A 23,499-nucleotide genomic window follows, 5' to 3' on the forward strand; every position below is an offset into this window, starting at 1 on the left:
CCGGGTCAGCGGTCCCGGCCGGTGAGCTCCTGCGCAGCGGCAGCGCCCTGCGGGAGGCCCGCCGGACGGGACCACGCCTGCCACAGCCGGGCGTAGCGCCCGCCCAGGGCCAGCAGCTCGGCGTGCGTGCCGAGCTCGGCGATCCGCCCCTCGGCCATCACCGCGATCCGGTCGCAGGCCGCGGCCTGGCTGAGCCGGTGCGCCACGACGAGGGCGGTGCGGCCGCGCACGACGGCCCCGGCGGCCTGCTCCAGCTCGCGGGCCCCGGCGCTGCCGGCCTCGGCGGTGGCCTCGTCCAGGACGACGACGGGCGGGTCGCGCAGCACCAGCCGGGCCAGCGCCAGCTGCTGGGCGCGGGCCGGGGACAGCGCCAGCTCGCCGGGGCCGACGCGCGTGCCGAGCCCGTCGGGCAGGGCGCTGACCCAGTCGTCGGCGCCGACGGCGCGCAGCGCGTGGTGCACCTGCTCGTCGGTGGCGCCGGGCCGGGCCAGGGTGAGGTCCTCGCGCAGGGTCCCGGTGAACACGTGCGACTCCTGGGCGATGACCCCGATCCGCTCGCGCACCGACTCGGCGTCCAGGGCGCTCAGCGGCACGCCGCCCGCCGGGCCGGTCAGCTCCACGGTGCCGGCGGTCGCGGGCAGGACCCCGCCGACGATCGCGGCCAGCGTCGTCTTGCCGGCCCCGCTCTCCCCGACGACGGCCAGCGAGGTGCCCGCCGGCACCTCGACGTCGATCCCGCGCAGCACCAGCGGCGCGTCGGGGCCGTCGGCGTAGGAGTGCCGCACACCGCGCACCACGATCCCCGCGCCGGTGCGCGGGGCGGCGGCCAGCGCGACCGGGTCGGCGGGCGGCTGCGCGGGCAGGTCGACGACCCCGACGAGCCGGTTCAGCGCCGCCGCGGCCCGGGAGACCTCGTCGAAGGAGAGCAGCAGCACGCCCAGCGGCCCGAAGAGGCGGTGGAAGAGCAGGGCGGCCGCCGTGACGGCCCCGACGGTGACGGCGTCGGCGCGCACGAGCTGGAAGCCGGTGAGCAGCAGCGCCGACAGCCCGAGCGCCTCGGCGCCGTTCATCGACATCGAGAACCGCGCGAACGTGCCCAGCGCGGCCCGCGAGGCGCCGACGGTGCGGGCCGAGGCGGCCCGCACGCGCTCGCCCTGCAGGTCGGACATGCCGTACGCGTGGACGGTGGAGGCCCCGTGCAGCGACTGCAGGAGGACCTGCGAGCGCTGCGCGGCCACGGCCCGCTCGCGCGCGTACAGCGGTCCCGCCTTCGGCAGGTACCAGCGCAGGCTCGTGGCGTAGACCGGGAAGACGACGCAGAAGGCCAGCGCCAGCCGCCAGTCCAGCGACAGGAAGCCGACCGCGGACAGCACCACCGTGACCAGCGAGGTCAGCACGTTCGCGCCGAGCTGGACCGAGCCGGTGAACAGCTCGACGTCCTCGGTGACCCGGGAGGCCACGTCGCCGGAACCGGCCCGCTCCAGCAGGCGCGGGTCCATCCGCAGCGAGCGGTCGACGACGCGCTCGCGCAGGTCCGCGGCCACGCTCGCCCCGAGCCGCTCGGCGTCCCGGCGGGCCAGCGCCGTGGTGAGCGCTGTCAGCACCGCGACCACCGAGAGCTGGACGAGCAGCGGCGCCAGCGGCTGCCCGGCCCGCACCACGTCGACGGCCCGGCCCAGCAGCAGCGGGAGCACGACCGTCCCGGCGCTGGAGGCGGTGGTCGTGGTCAGGGCGAGCGCCAGCTCCCCGGGGTGGGCCGCGGCCGTGCGCCACAGCACCGCGGCGCTGCGCCGGCCCGGCGCGACGGGCAGCGCGGTGGACGCGGGGGTGGGTGGGGTGGTGGGCGGGGTGGTGCTCACCGGGCCACCGCCGCGGCGTAGTCGGGGTCGGCGAGCAGCTCGGCGTGGGTGCCGGTGGCGTGCCGGCCCGCACCGGTCAGCAGCACGACGCGGTCGCAGCGCGAGAGCAGCAGCGGCGAGGAGGTGATGAGCACCGTGGTGCCGTGCCCGGCGCGCAGCCGGCGCACGCCGGCCGCGACGCGGTCCTCGGTGACGGCGTCCAGCGCCGTCGTGGGGTCGCGCAGCACGAGGAGCTCCCGGTCGGCGGCCAGGGCGCGGGCCAGGCCGATGCGCTGGCGCTGGCCGCCGGAGAAGTTGCCGCCGCCGTCGGCCAGCGCGGTGCCCAGCTCCGTCGGGGCGGCCGCGGCCTCCAGCGCGTCGGCCAGCGCGACGCCGCGGCCGGGCGGGACGGGCCCGGAGGCCAGCGCGTCGGCGAGGGTGTCGCCCAGCAGGTGGGTCTCGGCGGGCTCGACCAGCGTGCCGCCGGCCCCGCCGGCGCCCTCGAAGGCCTGCGTGAGCGCGTCGGCGGTGGCGGTGTCGGTCGTGACGACCCCCAGGACCTCACCGGGGACCGGCTGCGGCTGCCCGGGGTGCGGGCGGGCCTCGGCGCGGGGCCGGGCCGGCGGCGCCAGCAGGGTGACGATCCGGCGCGCGCTGGCGCGCGAGACGGCCAGCTGCTGCACGCAGGCGCTGACGTTGCGGACGGGGTCGGCCAGGAAGCTGGCCATCCCGACGACGGTGACGAACTCGCCGACGTCCAGCCGCCCGCGCGCCACGAACGCCCCCGCGACGCCGGCCGTCGCGACGAGGACGGCCCCGGTGGCCAGGGTGCTCACCCCGACGACGACGGAGGTGGCACCGGCCGCCCCCACCGCGGCCCGGCGCGAGAGGGCGCTGGCCAGGTGGTAGCGGCGGACGGCCTCCGGCACGCCCCCGAAGCCGCGCAGCGGGCGCAGCCCGGCGAGCAGGTCGGCCGCGACGGCCGCGGCCAGGCCCGCGCTGCGCTGGCGGTCGTGCACGCGGGCCTCCAGGCGCGGGGCGAGGGCCTGCAGCCCCAGGACGAGCACGGGGACGGCCACCAGCAGCCCCAGCCCGAGCGCGACGTCGATGCGCAGCAGCACGACGGCGGCCACGACCATCCCGAAGCAGCCCGAGGCCAGGAAGCTCACCAGGCCCAGCGCCTCGGCCGCGTGCCGGGTGTCGGAGGTCGCCACCGACAGCGCGTCCCCCACCTGCCGCTCGCGCAGGACGGCGGGGTCGCGCAGGACCGCGCGGGCCACCGCGGTGCGCAGGGAGTGGGCCTCCTCGAACTCGGCGCGGTCGACCACCAGGAACGCGTACGTCCCGGCGCTGGTCAGCAGGGCGAACAGGACCAGGACGCCCACCACGGAGACGGCGATCGCCCGGACGTCACCGGTGGACACGGCCCGGTCCACGGCCAGGCCGATCGCGACGGGCACCAGGGCCTCGCAGGTCTGGTGGACCATCGAGGACCCGCAGCCGACGGCGACCGGGCGGCGGTGTCGACGCAGGACGTCGAGGACGGGGCGGGAGGACACGTGAGGGGAGCCTAATCGGGGGTCGCGGTGCGCGGGGACGGGTCCGGCTCAGTCGACCTCGGCCGCGGCCCCGGTGAACTGGGCCGCGTGCAGGCGCGCGTACGCGCCGCCGGCGGCCACCAGCTCCGCGTGCCGCCCCTGCTCCACGACCCGGCCGGCCTCCATGACGAGGATGAGGTCGGCGTCGCGGACCGTCGAGAGCCGGTGCGCGATGACCAGGCTCGTGCGGTCCCGGCGCAGGGCCGCCATCGCCTGCTGCACCACCCGCTCGGTGCGGGTGTCCACCGAGCTGGTCGCCTCGTCCAGCACCAGCACCTGCGGTCGGGCCAGGTACGCGCGGGCGATGGTCACCAGCTGCTTCTCCCCGGCGCTGATGCGCCCGGCGTCGTCGTCCACGAGCGTCTCGCAGCCGTCGGGCAGGGTGGCCACGACGGTGTCGACCGAGGCGGCCCGCGCGGCCTCGCGGACCTCCTCCGGCGTCGCCGAGGGCCGCGAGTAGGCGATGTTCTCCGCGATCGTGCCCGCGAACAGCCACGTGTCCTGCAGCACGATCGCCGCCCGCGAGCGCAGCGCCTGCCGCGACATCGTCGCGGTGTCCACCCCGTCGAGCAGGATGCGGCCGGAGTCCAGCTCGTAGTACCGCAGCAGCAGGTTCACCAGCGTCGTCTTGCCCGCCCCCGTCGGCCCCACGATCGCCACCGTGTGACCGGGTTCGGCGACGAACGACAGGTCCTCGATGAGCGGGACGTCGGGGGAGTAGCGGAACGACACGTGCTGGAACTCGATCCGCCCCGGGCCGGAGGGTTCCGGGCCGTCGACCGGGTCCGGCGTCATCTCCGGGGCGTCGAGGACCTCGAACACCCGCTCGGCCGAGGCGACCCCGGACTGCAGCAGGTTCGCCATCGACCCCAGCTGCGCCAGCGGCTGGGTGAACTGCCGGGAGTACTGCACGAACGCCTGCACCCCACCGATGGTGATCGACCCGCTCGTCACCATGGTCGCGCCCACCACGGCGATCGCGACGTACACGAGGTTCCCGATGAGCATCGTCGAGGGCATGATCGTCCCGGACAGGAACTGCGCCCCGGCGCTGGCCTCGTACAGCTCGGCGTTCTTCGCCGCGAACCGGGCCCGGACCTCCTCGCGGCGGCCGAATGCGGTGACGACGTCGTGGCCGGTGAAGGCCTCCTCGATCTGCGCGTTCAGCGCCCCCGTCTGGCGCCACTGGCCGGCGAACAGCGGCTGCGACCGCTTCGCGATGAGCGCGACGACGACCAGCGTCAACGGCACCGCGACCAGCGCCAGCAGCGCCAGCCGCCCGTCGATGGTGAACATCATGACGACGACGCCGACCACGGTCAGCGCCGACACCAGCGCCTGCGACACCGTCTGCTGCAGGCTCTGGGAGATGTTGTCGATGTCGTTCGTCACGCGCGAGAGCAGCTCCCCGCGCGGGGTGGAGTCGACGTGCGACAGCGGCAGGCGGTGGATCTTCGCCTCGACGTCGGCGCGCAGCCGGAACACCGTGCGCTGCACGATGCGGTTCAGCAGAAGCCCCTGCAGGAACGAGCCGAGCGCGGAGGCCACGCAGACGACCACGACCAGCAGGACGGTGCGTTCCAGCCCGCCGCGGTCCAGGGGCTGCCCGCCGAACGCGGCCCGCACCACGTAGTCCGTCGCGTCGCCCAGCAGCCGCGGGACCAGGACGGTCAGCACGACGCTGGCGACCGCCAGCACCAGGACCACGGCCAGCCGGGCCGCGTCGGGCCCCATCCGCCCCAGCAGCCGCTTCGCCGACGGCCCGAACGTCACCGCCTGCTGCGGGGGCGCCCCGCCCATCCGCATCGGCCCGCCGCGCCCGCTCACGCGTCCACCTCCAGCTGGCTCGAGGCGATCTCCTGGTACGTCGGGCACGTCTCGAGCAGTTCGGCGTGGGTGCCGCGGCCGACGACCCGCCCGCCCTCCAGGACGACGATGTCGTCGGCGCCGACGATGGTCGAGACCCGCTGCGCGACCACGAGGACCCCCGAGGAGGGCAGGTCCCGCGCCAGCGCCGCCCGCAGCCGGGCGTCGGTGGCGGTGTCCAGCGCCGAGAACGCGTCGTCGAACACGAGCACCGCCGGGTCCTGCACCAGCAGCCGCGCGATCGACAGCCGCTGCCGCTGCCCGCCGGAGACGTTCGTCCCGCCCTGGGAGATCGGCGCCTGCAGGCCCTCGGGCCGCTCGGCCACGAAGTCCGCGGCCTGCGCGGTGCGCAGCGCGGCCCACAGCTCCTCGTCGGTGGCGCCGGGCCGGCCGAACCGCAGGTTGGAGGCGACGGTGCCGGCGAACAGGTACGGCCGCTGCGGGACCAGGCCGACGCGGCGGCGCAGGTCCGCGTCGGCGAGGCGGCGCACGTCGACGCCGTCGAGCAGGACCGCGCCCGAGGTCGCGTCCGCCAGTCGCGCCGCCAGGCCCACCACGGTCGTCTTGCCCGAACCGGTCGAGCCGATGAGGGCCGTCGTGCGGCCGGGGACCACCTCGAAGCTGACCCGGTCCAGCACGGGGCGGTCCGCACCGGGGTAGCTGAAGGAGACCTCGCGGAACTCCAGGCGCCCCGGCCCGGCCGGGACCGCGGGGACCTCCGGCTCGTGCACGCTGGAGGGGGTCCGCAGGACCTCCTGGATGCGGCCGGCCGAGACGGCCGCGCGCGGGCCCACGACGGCCAGGAACGTCGTCATCATCACGCCCGTGAGGATCTGCACGAGGTAGGTCAGGAACGCGGTGAGCGAGCCGACCCCCAGTTCGCCGCTCTCGACCCGGCCGGCCCCGAACCACACCACCGCCGCGCTGGCGAGGTTCATCACCAGCAGCACGAACGGGAAGACGAGCGCGAACAGCCGCCCGGCCCGCAGGGCGACGTCGGTCAGGTCCTCGTTGGCCTGCGCGAACCGCGCCTGCTCGGCCTCCTCGCGCACGAAGCCGCGCACGACGCGCAGACCCGTCAGCTGCTCGCGCAGCACCCGGTTCACGGTGTCGATCCGCTGCTGCAGCTGCCCGAACAGCGGGCCGAGGCGGACCATGACCAGGGCCGTCCCGGCCACCAGCACCGGCACCGCGACGACGACGAGCCAGCTGAGCCCGACGTCCTCGCGCAGCGCCATGACCACGCCGCCCACGCACAGGAGCGGCGCCGAGACGATCATCGTGCAGGTCATCAGGACGAGCACCTGCACCTGCTGGACGTCGTTGGTCGCGCGGGTGATGAGCGAGGCGGCGCCGAAGCGCCCCACCTCGGCCCTGGAGAAGGACAGGACGTGCTCGAAGACGGCCGCGCGCACGTCGCGGCCCAGCGCCATCGCCGCCCGGGCCCCGCACCAGACGGCGGCGATGGTGGCGACGACCTGGAGCAGCGTGACCGCCAGCATCAGCGCGCCCAGGCGCCGGATGAGCGCGGTGTCCCCGGTGGCGACGCCCTCGTCGATGACGTCGGCGTTCAGCCGCGGCAGGTGCAGCGAGGCTGTCGTCTGCAGGACCTGCAGCACGAGGACCGCGACCAGCAGCCGGCGGTGCGGGCGCAGGTGCTCGCGCAGGAGGGTGGACAGCACGGGAGCCAGGTCTAGCAGCCCGGCCGCGCGGGGTCACCGGACTTTCGTGTCCCGACCGAACCGCTCGCGCTCACAACCTCCCGGCGGCCTTCAGCGCCAGGTACCGGTCGGCCAGCGCGGGCGCCAGCCCCTCCGGCTCGGCGTGCACGACCTCCACGCCCAGGCGGGCCAGCAGCTGCGCGGTGCGGTCGCGCTCGGCCGTGGCCGCCTCGGCCGCGGCCGCCGCGTACACCTGCTCGGCGTCCGCGCGCCCGTGCGCCAGCGCCTGCAGCGCCGGGTCGTCCACGGCCGCCAGGACCACGGTGTGCCGCGTCACCAGCTGCTCCAGCGCCGTCAGCAGCCCGGAGTCCAGCACGGAGGTGTCCAGCGCCGTCAGCAGCACCACCAGCGAGCGCTGGCGGGCGCTCGTGCGCACCTCGGTGGCCACCGCGTCCCAGTCGGCCTCCACCAGCGAGGGCTCCAGCGGCGCCAGCGCCTCCACCAGCGCCGGCAGCAGGTCCCCGCGGGTGCTGCCGCGCACCCGGGCCCGCACCCGCCGGTCGTGGGCGATGAGGTCGACCCGGTCGCCGGCGCGCGCCGCGAGCGCCGCGGTCAGCAGCGCCGCCTCGATCTGCGCGTCCAGGCGCACCGCGATCAGCCCGGCGTCCTCCAGCCGCGCCGCGGAGGTGCGGGAGGTGTCGACGACCAGCAGCACCCGCCGGTCGCGCTCCGGCCGCCAGGTGCGCACGACGACGGCCTGCCGGCGCGCGGTCGCCCGCCAGTCGATGGAGCGCACGTCGTCGCCGTCGACGTAGTCGCGCAGCGCGTCGAACTCCGTGCCCTGGCCGCGGTGCAGCACCGCGCTGCGCCCGTCCAGCTCGCGCAGCCGCGCCAGCCGCGAGGGCAGGTGGCGGCGCGAGGTGAACGGCGGCAGCACCCGCAGCCGCCCCGGCAGCGGCACCGAGCGCTGGCGGGCCACCAGCCCCAGCGGCCCCAGCGAGCGCACCGTGACCCGGTCCGCCGAGCGGTTCCCGCGCCGCGTGGGCACGAGCACCGTCGTCAGCCGCCGCCGCTCCCCGGCGGGCAGGTCCAGCGCGTGCCGCTCCCCGCGCGCACCCGCCGACGGCTGCCAGGCGTCGCGCAGCACCCCGCGCACCCGCCGGGTGCCGGCGTTCTGCACGACGAGCTCGCTCTCGCGCGGCTCGCCCAGGCGCACCGCCGGCAGCGGCGCGCGCTGCAGGCGCAGCGCGCGGGGGGAGGGGGCCAGCAGCAGGTCCGCCGTGAGGAGCACGAGGCACAGCGCCAGCCACGTCCACAGCGCGGCCCACCCCGGCCAGGCGAGCAGGAGCACCAGGCCGGCCGCCACGAGCACCGGCGCCCGCCAGGTCAGCGCCACGGCACCGGCCCCCGCGCCGCCGCCCGCCGACCGGCCCGCGCGGCTCCTCCCGTGGTGCTCACCGCGGGACGGGCACGGAGCCGAGCACGGAGTCCAGCACGGCGTCCACGCTCACCCCGTCCAGCTCCGCCTCCGGCCGCAGCTGCACCCGGTGCCGCAGCGTGGGGCGCGCCAGCGCCTTGACGTCGTCGGGGGAGACGTAGTCGCGCCCGGACAGCCACGCCCACGCCCGCGCCGCCGCCAGCAGCGAGGTGGCACCGCGCGGGGAGACCCCCAGCGCCAGCGACGGCGAGCTGCGCGTGGCCCGGCACACGTCGACGACGTAGCCGATGACCTCCCGCGAGCACTGCACGCGGCGCACCGCGGCGCTGGCGATCGCCAGCTGCTCGGGGGTGGCCACCGCCCGCACCCCCGCGGCCGCCAGGTCGCGCGGGTCGAAGCCGCCGGCGTGGCGGGCCAGCACCTCCACCTCGTCCTCGCGCGGCGGCAGCGGCAGCGTCAGCTTGAGCAGGAACCGGTCCAGCTGCGCCTCCGGCAGCGGGTAGGTGCCCTCGTACTCCACCGGGTTCTGCGTGGCGGCGACGATGAACGGGCTCGGCAGCGCCCGCGGCTCGCCCTCGACGGAGACCTGCTTCTCCTCCATGGCCTCCAGCAGCGAGGCCTGCGTCTTCGGCGGCGTCCGGTTGATCTCGTCGGCCAGCAGCAGGTTGGTGAAGACCGGCCCCTCCCGGAAGCTGAAGCGCGCCGTCTGCGCGTCGTAGACCAGCGAGCCGGTCACGTCACCGGGCATGAGGTCGGGGGTGAACTGCACGCGCTTGGTGTCCAGGCGCAGGGTCGCCGCCAGCGTGCGCACCAGCAGCGTCTTGGCGACCCCGGGCACGCCCTCCAGCAGCACGTGCCCGCGGCACAGCACCGCGATGACGAGCCCGGTGACCGCCGCGTCCTGGCCGACGACGGCCTTGGCGACCTCCTGGCGCACCGCGCGCAGCGCCTGCCGCGCCTGCTCCACGGCCTCCTCGCCGTCCACCGGGGCGGCCTGCCCGCGCCGGTCCTCCAGCTGCCCGTCCAGCTGCCCGTCCAGCTGCTGGTCCGCCTGCCCTTGCACCTGCTCGTCCACTACTGGATCGCCTTCCTGGGGGAGTCGCCTCGCACGGAGCGTTCGAGGGCGTCGAGGTCGCCGGCCAGCCGCACCAGGGCGGCGTCGTCGCGCGGGGCCGGGCCGGCCAGCAGCTCGCGCACCTGCGCGGGCGCGCGCCCGGTCAGCCACGCGACCTGGTCGGCCACGTCGGTCACGGGAGCGGTGGCGTCCAGGCGGACCACGGCGCGCAGCCGCCGCACGGCCGCCCCGCGCAGCAGGTCGGCGGCGCGCCCGGCCGCACCGGCCGTCGCGTACAGCCGCCCGTGCCCCTCCACCGTCTCCGCGGCCCGCACCACCACGGGCAGCGGCTCGGGCACCAGCCGGCCCAGCCGCCGCCCCCGCCACAGCGCCGCGGTGAGCGCCGCCAGCAGCAGCAGCAGCGTCGCGGGCGCCACCCAGCCCGGCACCAGCTGCCCCAGCGGCACGGGTGCGCTCTCGGTGTCCAGCGGGTCGGGCAGGTACCACACGAGCTCCTCGCGCCCGCCGAGGACGTGCAGCGCGAGCGCCGCGTTGCCCTCCTGCGCGACCCACCGGTTGGTGAGCAGGCCCGGCTGCCCCAGCACCACCAGCCGGCCGCCACCGGGCTCCAGGGGCTGCACCTGCACGTACGAGCCGCCGTAGCAGGAGAGCGCGGGCGCACCGGGCGCCACCGCGTACGCGGTGCCGCCCGCGCGGGCCCGTCCCGCCGCCACCGCCGCGGGCACCGCGCAGCCGGGGTCGCGGTCGGCGGCCGCGGAGGTGGGGCCGACGCCCACCCCGTCGGCGAGGGCCTCCAGCGCCGCGGCCCGCGGGCGCAGCAGCACCAGGTCGGCGCCGGAGGCGGCCAGCGCCCGCAACCGGTCCGCCGAGAGCAGCTCCGGGGCGGTGACCAGCACCGTCGCCCCCTCGCCCGCCCCCGCGCCCGCCCCGCCGAGCGCGTCCTGCACCGCGGCCCAGGAGCGCTCCTCGCGCACGCGGACGCCCTGCTCGCCGAGGACCTGCGCGAGCGCGCGGGCACCGGCCGGTGCGACCGAGGACGGCGACATCGACTCGCGGTTGGTGCGCGGGGACAGCAGCGCCACCAGGAGCAGGACCGCCAGCACCAGCGCGCCCACGAGCACGCCCGCGCGCCGGCGCTGCCGGCGCGTCCCCGGCGGCTGCGCGGCGGTCACCGGGACCTCGAGCAGGCTCACGCGCCGCTGCCCACCAGCACCGGACGGGCGGCGGCGACGTCGGCCACGACGCGCCGCAGGTCCTCGTCGGTGTCCGCGGCGGCCGGGCGCCCGCCGTAGCGCACGTCCTCGAAGGTGCGGGCGGCGCGGGCCAGGCAGGCCGCGCAGCCGGGCAGCGCCGCGCCGGCCTGCCGGGCGACCTCGGAGGCGGTGCGCCCCGGGCGGCGGTCGATGAGGTCGCGCTCCTCCAGCGAGCGCACCAGGCCGCGGAAGCGCTCGGCGACCGCCACGTCCCAGCGGCCGGCCGCGGCCGCCTCGTCGGCGCGGCGCAGGTGGGTGGCCGAGGGTTCCGGCCCGGCCTCGAAGACCGCGTCGGGGCCGGCCCGGCGGGCGCTGCGGCGCACGGGCCCGGACACCAGCAGCACGACGGTCACCAGGACCGCCAGCAGCAGGACCACCACGACCACGGCCGTCCAGCTGGTGCCCAGCCCGGGCACCGCCACGCCCTCCAGCCGATCCTGCAGCCACTCCCACGCGCGCTGCAGCCAGGAGCCGCGGGCCTCGCGGTACTCCGCGCCGGCCAGCTCGCCGGCGAGCCACTCGCGCGCGGTGGCGCGGTCGGGCTGCACGGGGACGCTCACGGGTGCGCCCTCACGCGCCGGCGGCGCGGTGCAGCTCGACGTCGAGCCCTTCCCGCCGCATGCGCAGGTCGACGTAGAGCAGCGCCGTGACCGAGGCCAGGAACGGGTAGCCCACGACGCTGCCGATCACCGACCCCACGGTCGAGACGGTCTGCGAGAGCACCATCCCCAGCCCCTGGGGGTCGGTGCCGGAGACGGCGCCGAGCGCACCGCCGACCACCGTGAAGGGCACGGCGACCGCGGTCACGACGGCGTAGACGACGGCCGTCGTCAGCAGCAGGATGCCCAGCAGGCGCCAGAAGGAGCCCCGGGTCAGCCGCCAGGAGCGCTTCAGCGAGGCGCCCACGCCCAGGCCCTCCAGCAGCATCGCCGGGGTCGCCATCGACCACTTCACCCACAGGTAGGCGCCGCCGGCCAGCCAGCCCAGCAGCCCCAGCAGCAGCAGCAGGACGCCCACGCCGGTGACGGCCTCGGAGTCGGCCAGGCCCACCAGCAGCCCGCCGGGCAGCAGGGTGAGCACGCCCACGGCCCCCGAGGCCACGGTGATGACCAGCGAGAGGCCGACCAGCGCGAGCAGCCGGGGCCGGCAGGTGCGCCACAGCTCGCCGAAGCCGACGCCGCGCCCGAGCACGGCGCGGCTGACGCTGACGATGAGCATCCCGTTGAGCACGAGCACCGCCACGGCCTGCAGCAGCGCGCCGAGCACCACCAGCGGCACCGAGCCCTGCACCGCGGAGAAGAGGTCGTCCACACCGCCCTCGCCGCCGGTCTCCAGGCGGTTCAGCGCCCCGACGAGGTCGCGGGTGCTGACGATCGTGGCGACGAGGGTGACCGCCGAGGTGACGACGACGACGATCGCCGACAGCCCGACCATCACCTTGGGGTTGAAGCGGAAGGCGCGGAAGGCGCCGTCCCAGATCTCGCCCAGGCCCAGCGGCCGCAGCGGGACGATGCCCGGCCGCGGTGCCGGCGGCCGGTCCCAGCCGCCCCGCCCCGGCGCCTGCCCCGGGCCCTGCCCGGGGAGGGGCCCCTGCCCGGGCGCCGGTCCCGGCTCGCCCCAGCCGCCCGGCTGCGGGCTCGCCCAGCCCTGCCCGGCGCCCTCGCGGGCGCCCTCGTCCGGGCGCTCCCACTGGCTCATCGCCGTCCCCCCTGCGCCACCGAGATCCGCACGTCGCTGGCTGCCCATCGTGCCAGAGGCCGACCCGCCCGCCGCGCCGCGCGCGGCAGCGGGCACCGCGGGCGGCATAGTGATCCCATGAGGGGACGCGTCCTCGTGGTGGACGACGACACCGCGCTCGCCGAGATGCTGGGGATCGTGCTGCAGGGGGAGGGGCTGGAGACCCGCTTCTGCGCCGACGGCGACGAGGCGCTGGCCGCCTTCCGCGCCACCCGCCCGGACGTGGTCCTGCTGGACCTGATGCTGCCGGGCACCGACGGCATGGAGGTGTGCCGGCAGATCCGCGCCGAGTCCGGCGTGCCGATCGTCATGCTCACCGCCAAGAGCGACACGGTCGACGTCGTGCTCGGCCTCGAGGCCGGCGCCGACGACTACGTCGTCAAGCCGTTCAAGCCCAAGGAGCTCGTCGCGCGCGTGCGGGCCCGGCTGCGCTCGGCGGGGGACCGCCCGCCGGAGACGCTGCGCATCGGCGACCTCACGATCGACGTCGCCGGGCACTCGGTGCGCCGCGACGGGCGCTCGCTGCCGCTGACGCCGCTGGAGTTCGAGCTGCTGGTCACCCTGGCCCGCAAGCCCTGGCAGGCCTTCACCCGCGAGCTGCTGCTGGAGCAGGTGTGGGGCTACCGGCACGCCGCCGACACCCGGCTGGTCAACGTCCACGTGCAGCGGCTGCGCTCGAAGATCGAGCGCGACCCCGAGCACCCGGAGATCGTCGTCACCGTCCGCGGAGTGGGGTACCGCGCGGGGCCGTTGTGAGCGGGCCGTCGCGAGGTGCCCGCCGGGCCGGTCGCCGGCCCGGTCCGGCGGGGGCGCCCCTGCTCGCGCGCGCGCTGCGCTGGCCGCTGCGGAGCCTGGGGCACGGCGCGCTGGGCGCGCTGGGCCGCTGGCGGGCCTCCCTGCAGACCCGCGTCGTCGTGCTCACCACCCTGCTCGGCCTGGCCGTGGTCGTCGGGGTGGGCTCCTTCCTGCTGGACGGCATCGCCGACGGCCTGGTCGCCGAGCGCCAGCAGGTCGCGCTCGCCGACGCCGCGCGCGGCGCCCAGACCGCCCAGCAGCAGTTCGACGCCGCCACCACGACGACGTCGGCGGAGGTCGAGCAGCTCGCGGGCGACGTCGTCTCCTCCCTGGAGGGCGCCGGGCCCGACCGGGCCCGCGGGGTCGTGCTGCTGCGCGCCACCGGCGCCCCGGACACCGCCGGCAGCGGGCAGGTCGTCGTGCGCGACGTCGCCTCCGAGGGCCTGGACGCCGCCGACGTGCCGCCGGCGCTGCGCCAGGCCGTCGTGGACTCCGACGTGCAGCAGCTGCAGATCGTCGACCTGACGCGCGGGCGGGGCGCCCCCTCGCTCGTCGTCGGCTCCACGGTGACGCTGCCGCGGGCGGGGGAGTACGAGCTGTACTTCGTGTACTCGCTGGCCAGCGAGGAGCAGACCCTGTCGCTGGTGCGCACGACGTTCGTCGGCGGCGGCATCGCGCTCGTCCTGCTCGTCGGCGCGGTCGCCTGGGTGGTCACGCGCCTGGTGGTGCAACCCGTGCGCGAGGCCGCGGGCACCGCCGAGCGCCTCACCGGCGGCCACCTCGACGAGCGGATGCGGGTGCGCGGCAGCGACGACCTGGCCCGCCTGGCGCGCGCCTTCAACGAGATGGCCGCCGGCATGCAGCAGCACATCGAGCAGCTGGAGGAGCTCTCGCGGGTGCAGCGCCGCTTCGTCTCCGACGTCAGCCACGAGCTGCGCACCCCGCTGACGACCATCCGGATGGCCGGAGAGGTCCTGCACGACGCCCGCGACGGCTTCGACCCCGTCTCGGCGCGCTCGGCGGAGCTGCTGCTCACCCAGCTGGAGCGCTTCGACACGCTGCTGTCGGACCTGCTGGAGATCTCCCGCTTCGACGCCGGCGCCGCCGCCCTCGAACCCGACCCGCAGGACGTGCGGGTGCTCGTGCACCGCGTCGTGGAGCTCACCGCGGCGCTGGCCGAGCGCCGCGGCAGCGAGGTCCGCGTCCTGGAGCCCTCCGGCCCGTGCACCGCCGAGGTCGACTCCCGGCGCATCGAGCGCGTCCTGCGCAACCTCGTCGGCAACGCCATCGAGCACGGCGAGGCCCGCCCCATCGAGGTCACGATCGCCTGCGACGAGTCCGCGGTCGCCGTCGGGGTGCGCGACCACGGCGTCGGGCTGGGGCCGGCGCAGCTGCCGCGGGTCTTCGACCGCTTCTGGCGCGCGGACCCCGCCCGGGCGCGCACGACGGGCGGCAGCGGGCTGGGCCTGGCGATCGCGCTGGAGGACACCCGCCTGCACGGCGGGTGGTTGGAGGTGTGGGGCCGGCCCGGCCAGGGCTGCCACTTCGTGCTCACCGTGCCGCGCGTGGCCGGCCGCGCGCTGCGCTCCTCGCCGCTGCCGGTCGTGCCGCTGGGCTGGCGCCAGCCGGTCGCCGCGCTGCCCGCGGGCCGCGCGCCCGCCGGTCCGGCGGAGCAGCCGTGAGGCCCGCTCGCGCACCCGGCCGCGCTCCCGGTCGCGCCGGCGCCGCGCTGCTGGTGTGCGCGCTGCTGGCCGGCTGCGGCGGCATCCCGCGCTCCAGCGAGGTCGTCGGCGGTGCGCGCCCCGCCGACGACCCCCGCACCGGGCTGCTGCAGGTGATCCCCGAGCGCCCCGCGCGGGGGGCCAGCGCCGTGGAGGTCGTCCGCGGCTTCCTGCTGGCCGGGGCCAGCTCCGACGACGACCACGCCGTGGCCCGGGAGTTCCTCAGCGCCCCGGTGGCGCAGACGTGGCGGCCGGACACCGCCACGACGCTCGTGGAGACCACGCCCGAGCTGAGCCTGCTGGCCCAGGACGCCACCGGCGCCACCGTCGAGGTCAGCGCCCGGGTCACCGCCGTCGTCGACGAGGCCGGCCACTACGCGGCGCAGGCGCCCGGCACGCCGCTGCGCCGGCAGCTGCACCTGGTCCGCGAGGGCGGCCAGTGGCGCCTGACCGACCCCGGTGACGGGGTGGTGCTCACCGGCCTGGACGCCTCCCGCACCCTGCGCCCCTTCCCCGTGTGGTTCGCGACCCCGGCGAGCCCCCAGGCCGCGCAGGTGCCGGCGCTGCTGGTGCCCGACGTGCGCTGGTTCGGCTACGACTCCTCGACCGCCACCCGCATCGTGCGCGCGCTGCTGGAGGGCCCCGCGCCGTGGCTGGCGCCGGGGGTGCGGACCGGCGCCCCGGCCGGCACCCGGCTGCGGGTGGGCACCGTCCCGGTCGCCGCCGGCACGGCCACCGTCGAGCTGACCGGCGCCGCGCTGGACGCCGGCCCCGACGCGCGCGGCCTGCTGCTCGCGCAGCTGCGCGCCAGCCTCACCGGCCTGCCCGAGGTGGACGAGGTGCGCGTCACCGTCGGCGGTGCGGACCTGACGCGCACCTCCGAGCAGGACCCCGGGCCCCCCGTGCTGCCGCGCGCGGCGACCGCCGCCGACGCACGCCTGGTGCTGCTGGGCGAGCGGGGCCTGGAGCGCTGGGACCGCACGGGCGCGCGCGAGGTGACCGGCACCGGCCCGGGGCTGTCGCCCGCTGCCGCGGCGCACCCGGCGGCGGCCCTGGACGGCAGCGCCTACGCCGTGCTCACCGACGCCGGGCGCGTGCTGCGGGTGCAGCAGCCGGGCGGTCCGCTGCAGGCCGCCGTCACCGGGCAGGGCCCGCTGGCACCGCCGAGCGTGGACCGCTTCGGCTGGGCGTGGACGGCGCCGGCCGCCCCCGCGGCGGCGCCCGCGGCCGCCGCGGCGCCGCTCGCCGTCCCGGTCGCGCGCCCGGACGCGCCGGCGGTCCGCGTGCAGCCGCCCGCCGACGGCCTGGCCGGCACCGTGCTGCGGCTGCGGGTCTCCCGCGACGGCACCCGGGTGCTCGTGGTGTCGCAGGACGCCGCGGGCGCCACCTCGGTGCACGTGCACGCCGTGGTGCGCGACGGGGCCGGCGCACCGCTGCGGCTGTCGGGGCCCGGGGGCGACCTCGTCCCCGGTGCGGGCACCGTCCTGGACGCCGCCTGGCTGCCCGACGACGAGTTCGTCGTGCTGGCCCGCCCGGCCGGCCAGGCCGACCCGGTGCCCCTGCTGGCCCGGGTCTCGGGGCCCGTCGCGGCGCTGCCCGCGGTGCCGGGCGCGGTGTCGGTGGCCGCGGGCTGGAGCGAGCGCGACGTCGTCGTAGGCACCGCCGACGGCCGCCTGTTGGCCCGCAGCGGCGCGGGCTGGGTGCCCGTCGCCGAGGGCCGCGACCCCGCCTACCCCGGCTGAGACCCCGCCTACCCCGGCTGAACCGCCTGCACGCGACCGCCGCGGTCCGCACGGCCGCCGGTGGCGCCGCTGCGGCCGGCCGCGCTGTGGAGGGGCGCCCGCGCGCCCGCTCCGGTGCGCACGATCGCCCGGTGGACCCCGCCCCGACCACCCCGACCACCCCGACCGCCCTCACCGGTCCGGCCCGCGCGCTGCGCGCCGCCTGCGACCTCGTCTGGCCCCTGGAGTGCGCCGGGTGCGCGCGGGCCGGCCTGCTCTGCTGCCGCGGCTGCGCCCGCTCGCTGCGCCGGCCGCCCCCGCCCGCCGCGCTGGCCGACGGCACGCCCGTGCTCGCCTGCGCCGCGCACGCGGGCGCCGCCCGGCAGGTGCTGCTGTCGGTCAAGGAGCGCGGGCGCGCCGACGCCCGCCCGGTGCTGGCCGCGGCGCTGGCCCGCGCGCTGGAGCGGCTGCCGGCGCCCGCCGGGCGGGGCGTGGACCTGGTGCCGGTGCCCACCCGGGCCGCCAGCCGCCGCGCGCGCGGCGGGGACCTCGTGGCCGACCTCGCGGCCCGCACGGCCGCGCTGGCCCGGGCGCGCGGGCGCGACGTGCGGGCCGCCCGGGTGCTGCGGGTGGCCCGCCGGGTGGCCGACCAGACCGGGCTGGACGCCGCCGGGCGGCGCGCCAACCTGGCCGGGGCCTTCGCGGTCCGCGGTCCGCTGCCGCCCGGTCCCTGCGTCGTCGTCGACGACGTCGTGACGACCACCGCGACCGCGGCGGAGGCCGTGCGGGCGCTGCGCGCCGCCGGCGCGCGGGTGGCCGGTGTGCTCTGCGTGACGCTGGCGTGAGCCGTCCGCGCGGACCCGCGCCCTCGCCTGGGCACCTCGCGCCCGGCTGGTCTAGCGTTGGTGCATGGCAGCCGAGACCGGCGTCAGGTCGGGTCGATCCCCGGCGGTGTCCGAGGGTGGACCCGTCATCCGGGGGAGCGACCCCTGCCGGTCGTGCGCTGCCTCTCACCGTGCCCTCCCCGCGGGGGTGGTGCGCGGCACGAGGTGACGGTCCGAGGCGGGCCGGCCCCGGCCGCGCCCGCCATCCGAACGAGGGAGGCATCCCGTGGAAGTTGTGGTCACCGGACGGCACGTCGAGGTCAAGGAGAGGTTCCGGCACCACGTCGAGGCCAAGCTGGAGAAGGTCCCCCAGTTCGCGCCGCGCGTCCAGCGCATCGACGTCGAGATCTCCCACGAGAACAACCGGCGCCAGGCCGACATGTGCGAGCGCGTGGAGATCACGCTGCGCGACAAGGGGCCGGTGGTGCGCGCGGAGGCCTGCGCCGACGACCCCTACGCCGCGCTCGACCTCGCCACCACCAAGCTGTACGAGCGACTGCGCCGCTCCCGCGACCGGCTGAAGGTCCACCGGGGGCGCCGCCGGCCCACCTCCGTCGCCCAGGCCACCGCGGGGCTGTCCGACGAGGCGCTCACCGCCTCCACGGCCGCGGGCCAGCCGCTGCTGGCGGACGCCGAGGACCACGCCCCCACGCCCGCGGTCATGGCCTCCTCCAAGCCGCCGACGGCGGACCAGGTGGACTCCTGGGCCGAGGTCGGGGCCGAGGACGCCTCCCCGGTGGTCATCCGGGAGAAGACGCACGCGGCCGAGCCGATGACGCTGGACCAGGCGCTGTACGAGATGGAGCTCGTCGGCCACGACTTCTACCTCTTCGTCGACGCCGCCAGCGGCACGCCGAGCGTGGTCTACCGCCGCCGCGGCTGGGACTACGGGGTCATCCACCTCGACGTCCAGCCGGCCGATGGCTCGACCGGCGCCGACGCGCGCGGCGCCTCCGACGCGGCGCTGTCGGCCGTCGTGGCGGCCGCCGTGCGCTGAGCCGCCCGGCCGCGCTGCCGGCCGCCCCACCGGGCGGCGCCGGGCGCCGCTCCCCGCGCGGGGAGTGGCGCCCGGTGCGCGTCGTGCCAAGATCGGCTGACCGTCCGGTGAGGGAGGAAGTGCCGATGAGCGACGCGCAGGCAGGCGAGGCGATCCGGGTCGTCGTCGTCGACGACCACTCCCTCTTCCGGCGCGGGCTGCAGATGGTCCTGTCCACCGAGGACGACATCGACGTCGTCGGCGAGGCCGGTGACGGCGCCGAGGCCGTGCAGCGGGTGGAGGAGCTGCTGCCCGACGTCGTCCTGATGGACGTGTGGATGCCGCGGCGCTCCGGCATCGACGCGTGCGCGCAGATCAAGGCCGTCGCCCCCTCCACCCGGATCCTCATGCTCACCTCCTCCGAGGAGGAGGACGACCTCTTCGGCGCGGTCCGGGCCGGCGCCAGCGGCTACCTGCTCAAGGACGTGCCGGCCGAGGAGGTCGCCGACTCCATCCGCGCCGTCGTCTCCGGCCAGTCCCTCATCACCCCCAAGATGGCCGGGCTGCTGCTGGGGGAGTTCAACGCCATGCGCCGGCGCGACGAGGAGCGCGCGCTCGGCCTGCCCGGCAGCCCGCGGCTGTCCCCGCGCGAGCTGGACGTGCTGCGGCTGCTCGCGCGCGGCATGGCCAACCGCGAGATCGCCGGCGCGCTCGGCATCAGCGAGAACACCGTCAAGAACCACGTCCGCAACCTCCTGGAGAAGCTGCAGCTGCACTCGCGCATGGAGGCCGTCGTCTACGCGGTGCGGGAGAAGATCGTGGAACTGTCGTGAGCCCCGCCGCGCCCGGGCCCGTGGAGGAGATCAGCGCGGCGCAGGCGCGCCGGACGGCGCTGGCGGCCCAGGGCTTCAGCCGGCGGCGGCCGCCGGTGGTGGGCCCCCAGCACCTGGCGCGGGTGCTGGACCGCCTCGGCGTCGTGCAGATCGACAGCGTCAACGTGCTGTGCCGCAGCCACTACCTGCCCTTCTTCAGCCGCCTGGGCCCCTACCCGGCGCAGCTGCTCGACCGCGCCGCCTCCCGCAGCCCGCGGCGGCTGGTGGAGTACTGGGCCCACGAGGCCTCCTACGTGGCACCGGCCACCCACCGCCTGCTGCGCTGGCGGATGGAGCGCGCCGCCCACGACGCCTGGGGCAGCGTCCGCAGCATCGCGCTGGAGCAGCCGGGCCTGCTGGAGGCGGTCCTGGAGCACGTGGGCGCCCACGGACCGCTCACCGCGCGCCAGCTCGAGGCGGCGCTGGCGCCCGGGGCCGCGCGCCCCAGCGACCACTGGGGCTGGAACTGGTCGGCGGTCAAGCGGGCCTGCGAGCACCTGTTCTTCGCCGGCCGGCTCTCGGCGGCCGGCCGCACGCCGCAGTTCGAGCGCCGCTACGACCTCACCGAGCGGGTGCTGCCGCCGCAGGTCGCCGCGCTGGCCGACCCCGAGCCCGCCGACGCCGTGCGCGAGCTGGTGCGCACCGCCGCCCGCGCCAGCGGGGTGGCGACGGAGACGAGCCTGCGCGACTACTTCCGGCTGCGCCCGGAGCAGTCCCGGCAGGCGGTCGCCGAGCTCGTCGAGGCCGGCGAGCTGGAGCCGGTGCGGGTGCGCGGCTGGGCCTCCTCGCAGCGCCGGCCGGCCTACCGGGTGCCCGGCGCCCCCGCGCCCCGGGTGCGCGCCCGGGCGCTGCTCACCCCCTTCGACCCGCTGCTGTGGCACCGCGAGCGCACCGGCGAGCTGTTCGGCGTCCAGGTGCGCCTGGAGCTCTACGTGCCGCGCGAGAAGCGCGTCCACGGCTACTACGTGCTGCCGTTCCTGCTCGGGGAGCGCGTCGTCGCCCGCGTCGACCTCAAGGCCGACCGGGCCGCACCCGGTGGCCTGCTGCGCGTGCAGGCGGCCTGGGCGGAGCCCGCGGCACCCGCGCAGACCGCCGACGAGCTCGCCTCGGAGCTCGGCGACCTCGCCGGCTGGCTCGGCCTGGGCGGCGTGGTGGCCGCCGGGCACGGCGACCTGGCCCCCGCGCTGGCGGCGGCGCTCCGGCGTTCGGGTCACTGATGCCCCTCGCGCCTCAACATCGCGCGGGCGGGGGCCGAGACAGCAGGCGTGGACGTCGCCGCACTCACCGCCGAACAGGTCGAGCAGGCCAGCGGGCTGCTCGAGCACGTGCTCACCGAGCTCACGCGCGGCACCAGCGAGCGCGACGTGCTGACGCGGGCCGCCGCGCTGGTGGCCGAGCTCGCCGCCGCCGACGTGGTCGTCGTCTGCGAGGGGGGCCACGTCCACGGCGGTGTCGGCCTCGGCCAGCGCTTCCTGCCCGAGCGGGGCCTGGCCCGCGTCGTGCGCGACGGGGCCGGCTCCTTCGCCGTGCCCGGTCTGGGCCGGGTGCGGGCCACCGTCGTCGAGGTCCCGGCGCTCTCGGACGTCCACGTCGTCGTCGGCCGCGCCGAGGGGGCCCAGGCGCCCGCCGGCTCCTCGGCCGCCACCGGGCTGGTCGCGCGCGTGCTCGGTCTCGTCGTGCTCTCGCGCCACGGGCGCGAGCGCGAGCGCTGGCACCGCCAGCAGGGTGCCCAGGGCGCCGCCGAGCGCACCCGCCTGCAGCAGGCGCTGCGCCAGCGCGAGCAGGTCCTCACCACCTCGGTGCGCTTCCAGCGGGCCGTCTCCAGCCGCCGGCCGCTGCCGGAGCTGCTCGTGCAGATCGCCACCAGCTCCTCCGAGCTCATGGACGCGCGCGCCGTCTCCCTCGTGCTGGCCGACCCGCGCTCGCAGATGCGCATGCGCGTCGTGGCCGCCGTCGGCGAACCGCCCCTGGAGGCCGACCTGGTGCTGGCGGCCACCACCGCCCTCGGCGGGTTCGGCGTCGCCGTCGGCGACGACGTCCTGCCCGCGGCCGCCGCGGTGCACATCAACGGCCGCAGCGTCGGGGCGCTGGTCGTGGACACCTCCGGCAGCGGGCCGCTGGACCCCGTGGGGGCGACCGTGCTGCGCGCCTTCGCCGAGCACGCGAGCATGGCGCTCAGCCACGCCGACACCGTCCGCGCCGTGGAGGCCGCCTCCTCCGACTCGCTGACCAGCCTGCCCAACCGGGCCACCCTGCTGCGCCACCTCGAGATCGCGCTGCGCGTCACCGAGACCGACGGCCTGGGCACCGCGGTGCTGTTCATCGACCTCGACGGCTTCAAGAACGTCAACGACACCCTCGGCCACGCCGCCGGGGACGAGGTCCTCAGCCGCGTCGCCCGCCGGCTGCGCCGCTGCCTGCGCGGCGACGACGTCGCGGCCCGCCTCGGCGGCGACGAGTTCGCCCTCGTCGTGCGCGACGTCGAGCCCGAGCGCGCCGCCCAGCGCATCGCCGCCCGCGTCCAGGCCGACGTCACGCTGCCGGTGGAGACGCACGGGCGCACGGTGCGCGTGGGGGCCAGCATCGGCATCGCCGTCGCCGAGGCCGGTGTCAGCGCCGCGGAGCTGCTGCGCCGCGCCGACAGCGCGATGTACCGGGCCAAGGCCGACTCGCAGGCCGGCGGCGACGAGCCCGGCGACGGTGGTGTCGTCGTCTTCGAGGCGGACATGCACGACGCCGACCGGCTGCGCCGCCAGCTGGAGCACGACCTGCAGCGCGCCGTCGCCGACGACGAGTTCGAGCTGGCCTACCAGCCGATCGTGCGGCTGGCCGACGGCGCCGTCGTGGGTGTCGAGGCGCTGCTGCGCTGGCGCCACCCCACCCGCGGGCTGCTGGAGCCGGGGGCCTTCCTCGCCGGCGCCGAGCGCTCCCCGGCCGTGGAGCAGCTGTGGCGCTGGGTCCTGCAGACCGCCTGCCGGCAGGCGTCGCTGTGGCGGCTGCAGGTGCCGGACCTGTCGGTGACGGTGAACCTGTCCGCGGGGCACGTGCTCTCGCGCACCGCCGCCGACGACGTCCGCCAGGCGCTCAACCGCGCGGGCCTGGACCCGGACGCCCTCGTGCTGGACGTCCCGGCCGACCTGCTGGCCGTCGACCCGGACGTGCTGACGGCGCGGCTGCAGAGCCTGCGGGCCACCGGTGCGCGCATCCTCCTCGACGACTTCGCGACCCTCGCCACGGGCGGTGGCGTGCTCGCGAACCACTCCCTGGCCCCGCTGCGCCAGCTGCCGGTGGACGGCGTCAAGCTCGACCGCACGCTCATCGCCGAGGTCGACGGCGCCGACGGCGCGGACGCGATGGCGGCCGTGCGGACGCTGTGCGAGCTCGGCGCGGCGCTGGACCTGGGGGTGGTGGCCGAGGGCGTCGAGCGCACCGAGCAGGTGCTGCTGCTGCAGGAGGCCGGCTGCTCGGTCGCGCAGGGCGTGCTGCTGGGCTCCCCGCGCTCGGTGGCCGAGCTGGGCTCGGAGCTGGCCGCCAGCGAGCTCGGCCCGGTCGAGCCGCTGGCGGCCGTCCCGGCGCTGGGGGACCTCGTCGACCTGGCGGGAGGGCCCGTGCAGGTCGTCTACTACGACGAGCTGGACGACCTCGACGAGCTGGAGGACCGGCTGGGTGCCCACGGCGGCCCCGCGGCCGGCGCCCGGGACGGCTCCGGTGCGGCGGCGGCCCCGCTCCCCGCCCCCGCCCCGGCCCCGCTCCCCGTCCCGCTCCCCGTCCCGGCTCCCGCGCCGGCGCTGGACCCGCACGAGGCGTTCGCGCGCGAGTTCGGCTCCGCCGGCGTGCCCCGCGAGGGCGCGCTGGCGCTGCCCCCGGCGCAGGCGGCGCCCGGGGCCCCGGTGCCGGTCCCGATCAGCGGCGTGCGCCCCAGCGACCTGCGCCGGCTGCTGGACCAGTCGCGCTGAGCGGTCGCCGGGGGCCGGTGCGTGCCCGCCGGAAGGACGCTGCGTCGAGGGCACATCGACGCAGCGCCACCGGATCGGTCCGTACGGGCACCTGCGCGCGTCGCTGCG

General features: G+C 77.6%; 17 protein-coding genes. 8 read left to right on the forward strand and 9 right to left on the reverse strand.

Features of this window, described 5'->3' with window-relative positions; translation table 11 throughout:
- Window positions 1–5 precede the first annotated feature (5 nt).
- The 9 genes from ACRYM2_RS06220 to ACRYM2_RS06260 all read right to left on the reverse strand — a co-directional run bounded on the left by ACRYM2_RS06220 (window position 6) and on the right by ACRYM2_RS06260 (window position 12,427).
- On the reverse strand, window positions 6–1,859 hold the full coding sequence (locus tag ACRYM2_RS06220; protein ID WP_432520711.1) for an ABC transporter ATP-binding protein: 1,854 nt from the start codon (window positions 1,857–1,859) through the stop codon (window positions 6–8).
- A complete protein-coding gene (locus ACRYM2_RS06225; protein ID WP_432520712.1) occupies window positions 1,856–3,397 on the reverse strand; it encodes an ABC transporter transmembrane domain-containing protein in 1,542 nt (513 codons plus the stop codon). The genes ACRYM2_RS06220 and ACRYM2_RS06225 overlap by 4 nt, the downstream gene beginning before the upstream one ends.
- Before the next feature lie 48 nt (window positions 3,398–3,445).
- A complete protein-coding gene (locus ACRYM2_RS06230) occupies window positions 3,446–5,263 on the reverse strand; it encodes an ABC transporter ATP-binding protein (protein WP_432520714.1) in 1,818 nt (605 codons plus the stop codon).
- Complete coding sequence (locus tag ACRYM2_RS06235) at window positions 5,260–6,984, reverse strand: ABC transporter ATP-binding protein (RefSeq protein ID WP_432520716.1); 1,725 nt, start codon at window positions 6,982–6,984, stop codon at window positions 5,260–5,262. The genes ACRYM2_RS06230 and ACRYM2_RS06235 overlap by 4 nt, the downstream gene beginning before the upstream one ends.
- A 70-nt stretch (window positions 6,985–7,054) precedes the next feature.
- Window positions 7,055–8,359, reverse strand: a complete 1,305-nt coding sequence (locus ACRYM2_RS06240; RefSeq protein ID WP_432520718.1) for a DUF58 domain-containing protein — start codon at window positions 8,357–8,359, stop codon at window positions 7,055–7,057.
- A gap of 58 nt (window positions 8,360–8,417) precedes the next feature.
- Window positions 8,418–9,416 carry an AAA family ATPase gene (locus ACRYM2_RS06245; RefSeq protein WP_432520755.1) on the reverse strand — a complete coding sequence of 333 codons (999 nt, stop codon included), beginning with the start codon at window positions 9,414–9,416 and terminating at the stop codon, window positions 8,418–8,420.
- Window positions 9,417–9,475: 59 nt separating this feature from the next.
- Window positions 9,476–10,669 (reverse strand): DUF4350 domain-containing protein, encoded by a 1,194-nt coding sequence (locus ACRYM2_RS06250; protein WP_432520720.1) that lies wholly within the window; start codon window positions 10,667–10,669, stop codon window positions 9,476–9,478.
- The gene (locus tag ACRYM2_RS06255) at window positions 10,666–11,289 is read right to left on the reverse strand and encodes a DUF4129 domain-containing protein (RefSeq protein WP_432520722.1); all 624 of its coding nucleotides are present in this window, start codon (window positions 11,287–11,289) and stop codon (window positions 10,666–10,668) included. Before ACRYM2_RS06255 ends, ACRYM2_RS06250 begins: the two co-directional genes overlap by 4 nt.
- Before the next feature lie 10 nt (window positions 11,290–11,299).
- A complete protein-coding gene (locus tag ACRYM2_RS06260) occupies window positions 11,300–12,427 on the reverse strand; it encodes a glycerophosphoryl diester phosphodiesterase membrane domain-containing protein (RefSeq protein WP_432520724.1) in 1,128 nt (375 codons plus the stop codon).
- A gap of 117 nt (window positions 12,428–12,544) precedes the next feature.
- Between ACRYM2_RS06260 and mtrA the strand changes: the two genes are divergently transcribed.
- The 8 genes from mtrA (at window position 12,545) to ACRYM2_RS06300 (ending at window position 23,391) form a co-directional block, all read left to right on the forward strand.
- On the forward strand, window positions 12,545–13,222 hold the full coding sequence (gene mtrA / locus ACRYM2_RS06265; RefSeq protein ID WP_166615844.1) for an MtrAB system response regulator MtrA: 678 nt from the start codon (window positions 12,545–12,547) through the stop codon (window positions 13,220–13,222).
- Window positions 13,219–14,943, forward strand: coding sequence for an MtrAB system histidine kinase MtrB (gene mtrB, locus ACRYM2_RS06270; protein ID WP_432520725.1), 1,725 nt, complete (start codon window positions 13,219–13,221; stop codon window positions 14,941–14,943). Before mtrA ends, mtrB begins: the two co-directional genes overlap by 4 nt.
- Window positions 14,940–16,724: an LpqB family beta-propeller domain-containing protein gene (locus ACRYM2_RS06275; RefSeq protein WP_432520726.1), complete on the forward strand. Its 1,785-nt coding sequence runs from the start codon at window positions 14,940–14,942 to the stop codon at window positions 16,722–16,724. Before mtrB ends, ACRYM2_RS06275 begins: the two co-directional genes overlap by 4 nt.
- Before the next feature lie 131 nt (window positions 16,725–16,855).
- Entirely contained in the window at window positions 16,856–17,548 is a 693-nt protein-coding gene (locus tag ACRYM2_RS06280; RefSeq protein WP_432520728.1) for a ComF family protein, read from the forward strand.
- A gap of 265 nt (window positions 17,549–17,813) precedes the next feature.
- Window positions 17,814–18,584, forward strand: a complete 771-nt coding sequence (hpf, locus tag ACRYM2_RS06285; protein ID WP_432520730.1) for a ribosome hibernation-promoting factor, HPF/YfiA family — start codon at window positions 17,814–17,816, stop codon at window positions 18,582–18,584.
- Between the two features lie 125 nt (window positions 18,585–18,709).
- A complete protein-coding gene (locus ACRYM2_RS06290) occupies window positions 18,710–19,396 on the forward strand; it encodes a response regulator (RefSeq protein ID WP_432520731.1) in 687 nt (228 codons plus the stop codon).
- Window positions 19,393–20,652, forward strand: coding sequence for a winged helix-turn-helix domain-containing protein (locus ACRYM2_RS06295; RefSeq protein ID WP_432520732.1), 1,260 nt, complete (start codon window positions 19,393–19,395; stop codon window positions 20,650–20,652). The genes ACRYM2_RS06290 and ACRYM2_RS06295 overlap by 4 nt, the downstream gene beginning before the upstream one ends.
- A gap of 48 nt (window positions 20,653–20,700) precedes the next feature.
- On the forward strand, window positions 20,701–23,391 hold the full coding sequence (locus ACRYM2_RS06300; protein WP_432520733.1) for a putative bifunctional diguanylate cyclase/phosphodiesterase: 2,691 nt from the start codon (window positions 20,701–20,703) through the stop codon (window positions 23,389–23,391).
- The last annotated feature ends 108 nt before the right edge of the window (window positions 23,392–23,499 follow it).

It is taken from the genome of Kineococcus aridisoli, assembly GCF_050871885.1.
Taxonomy (GTDB): Bacteria; Actinomycetota; Actinomycetes; order Actinomycetales; family Kineococcaceae; genus Kineococcus.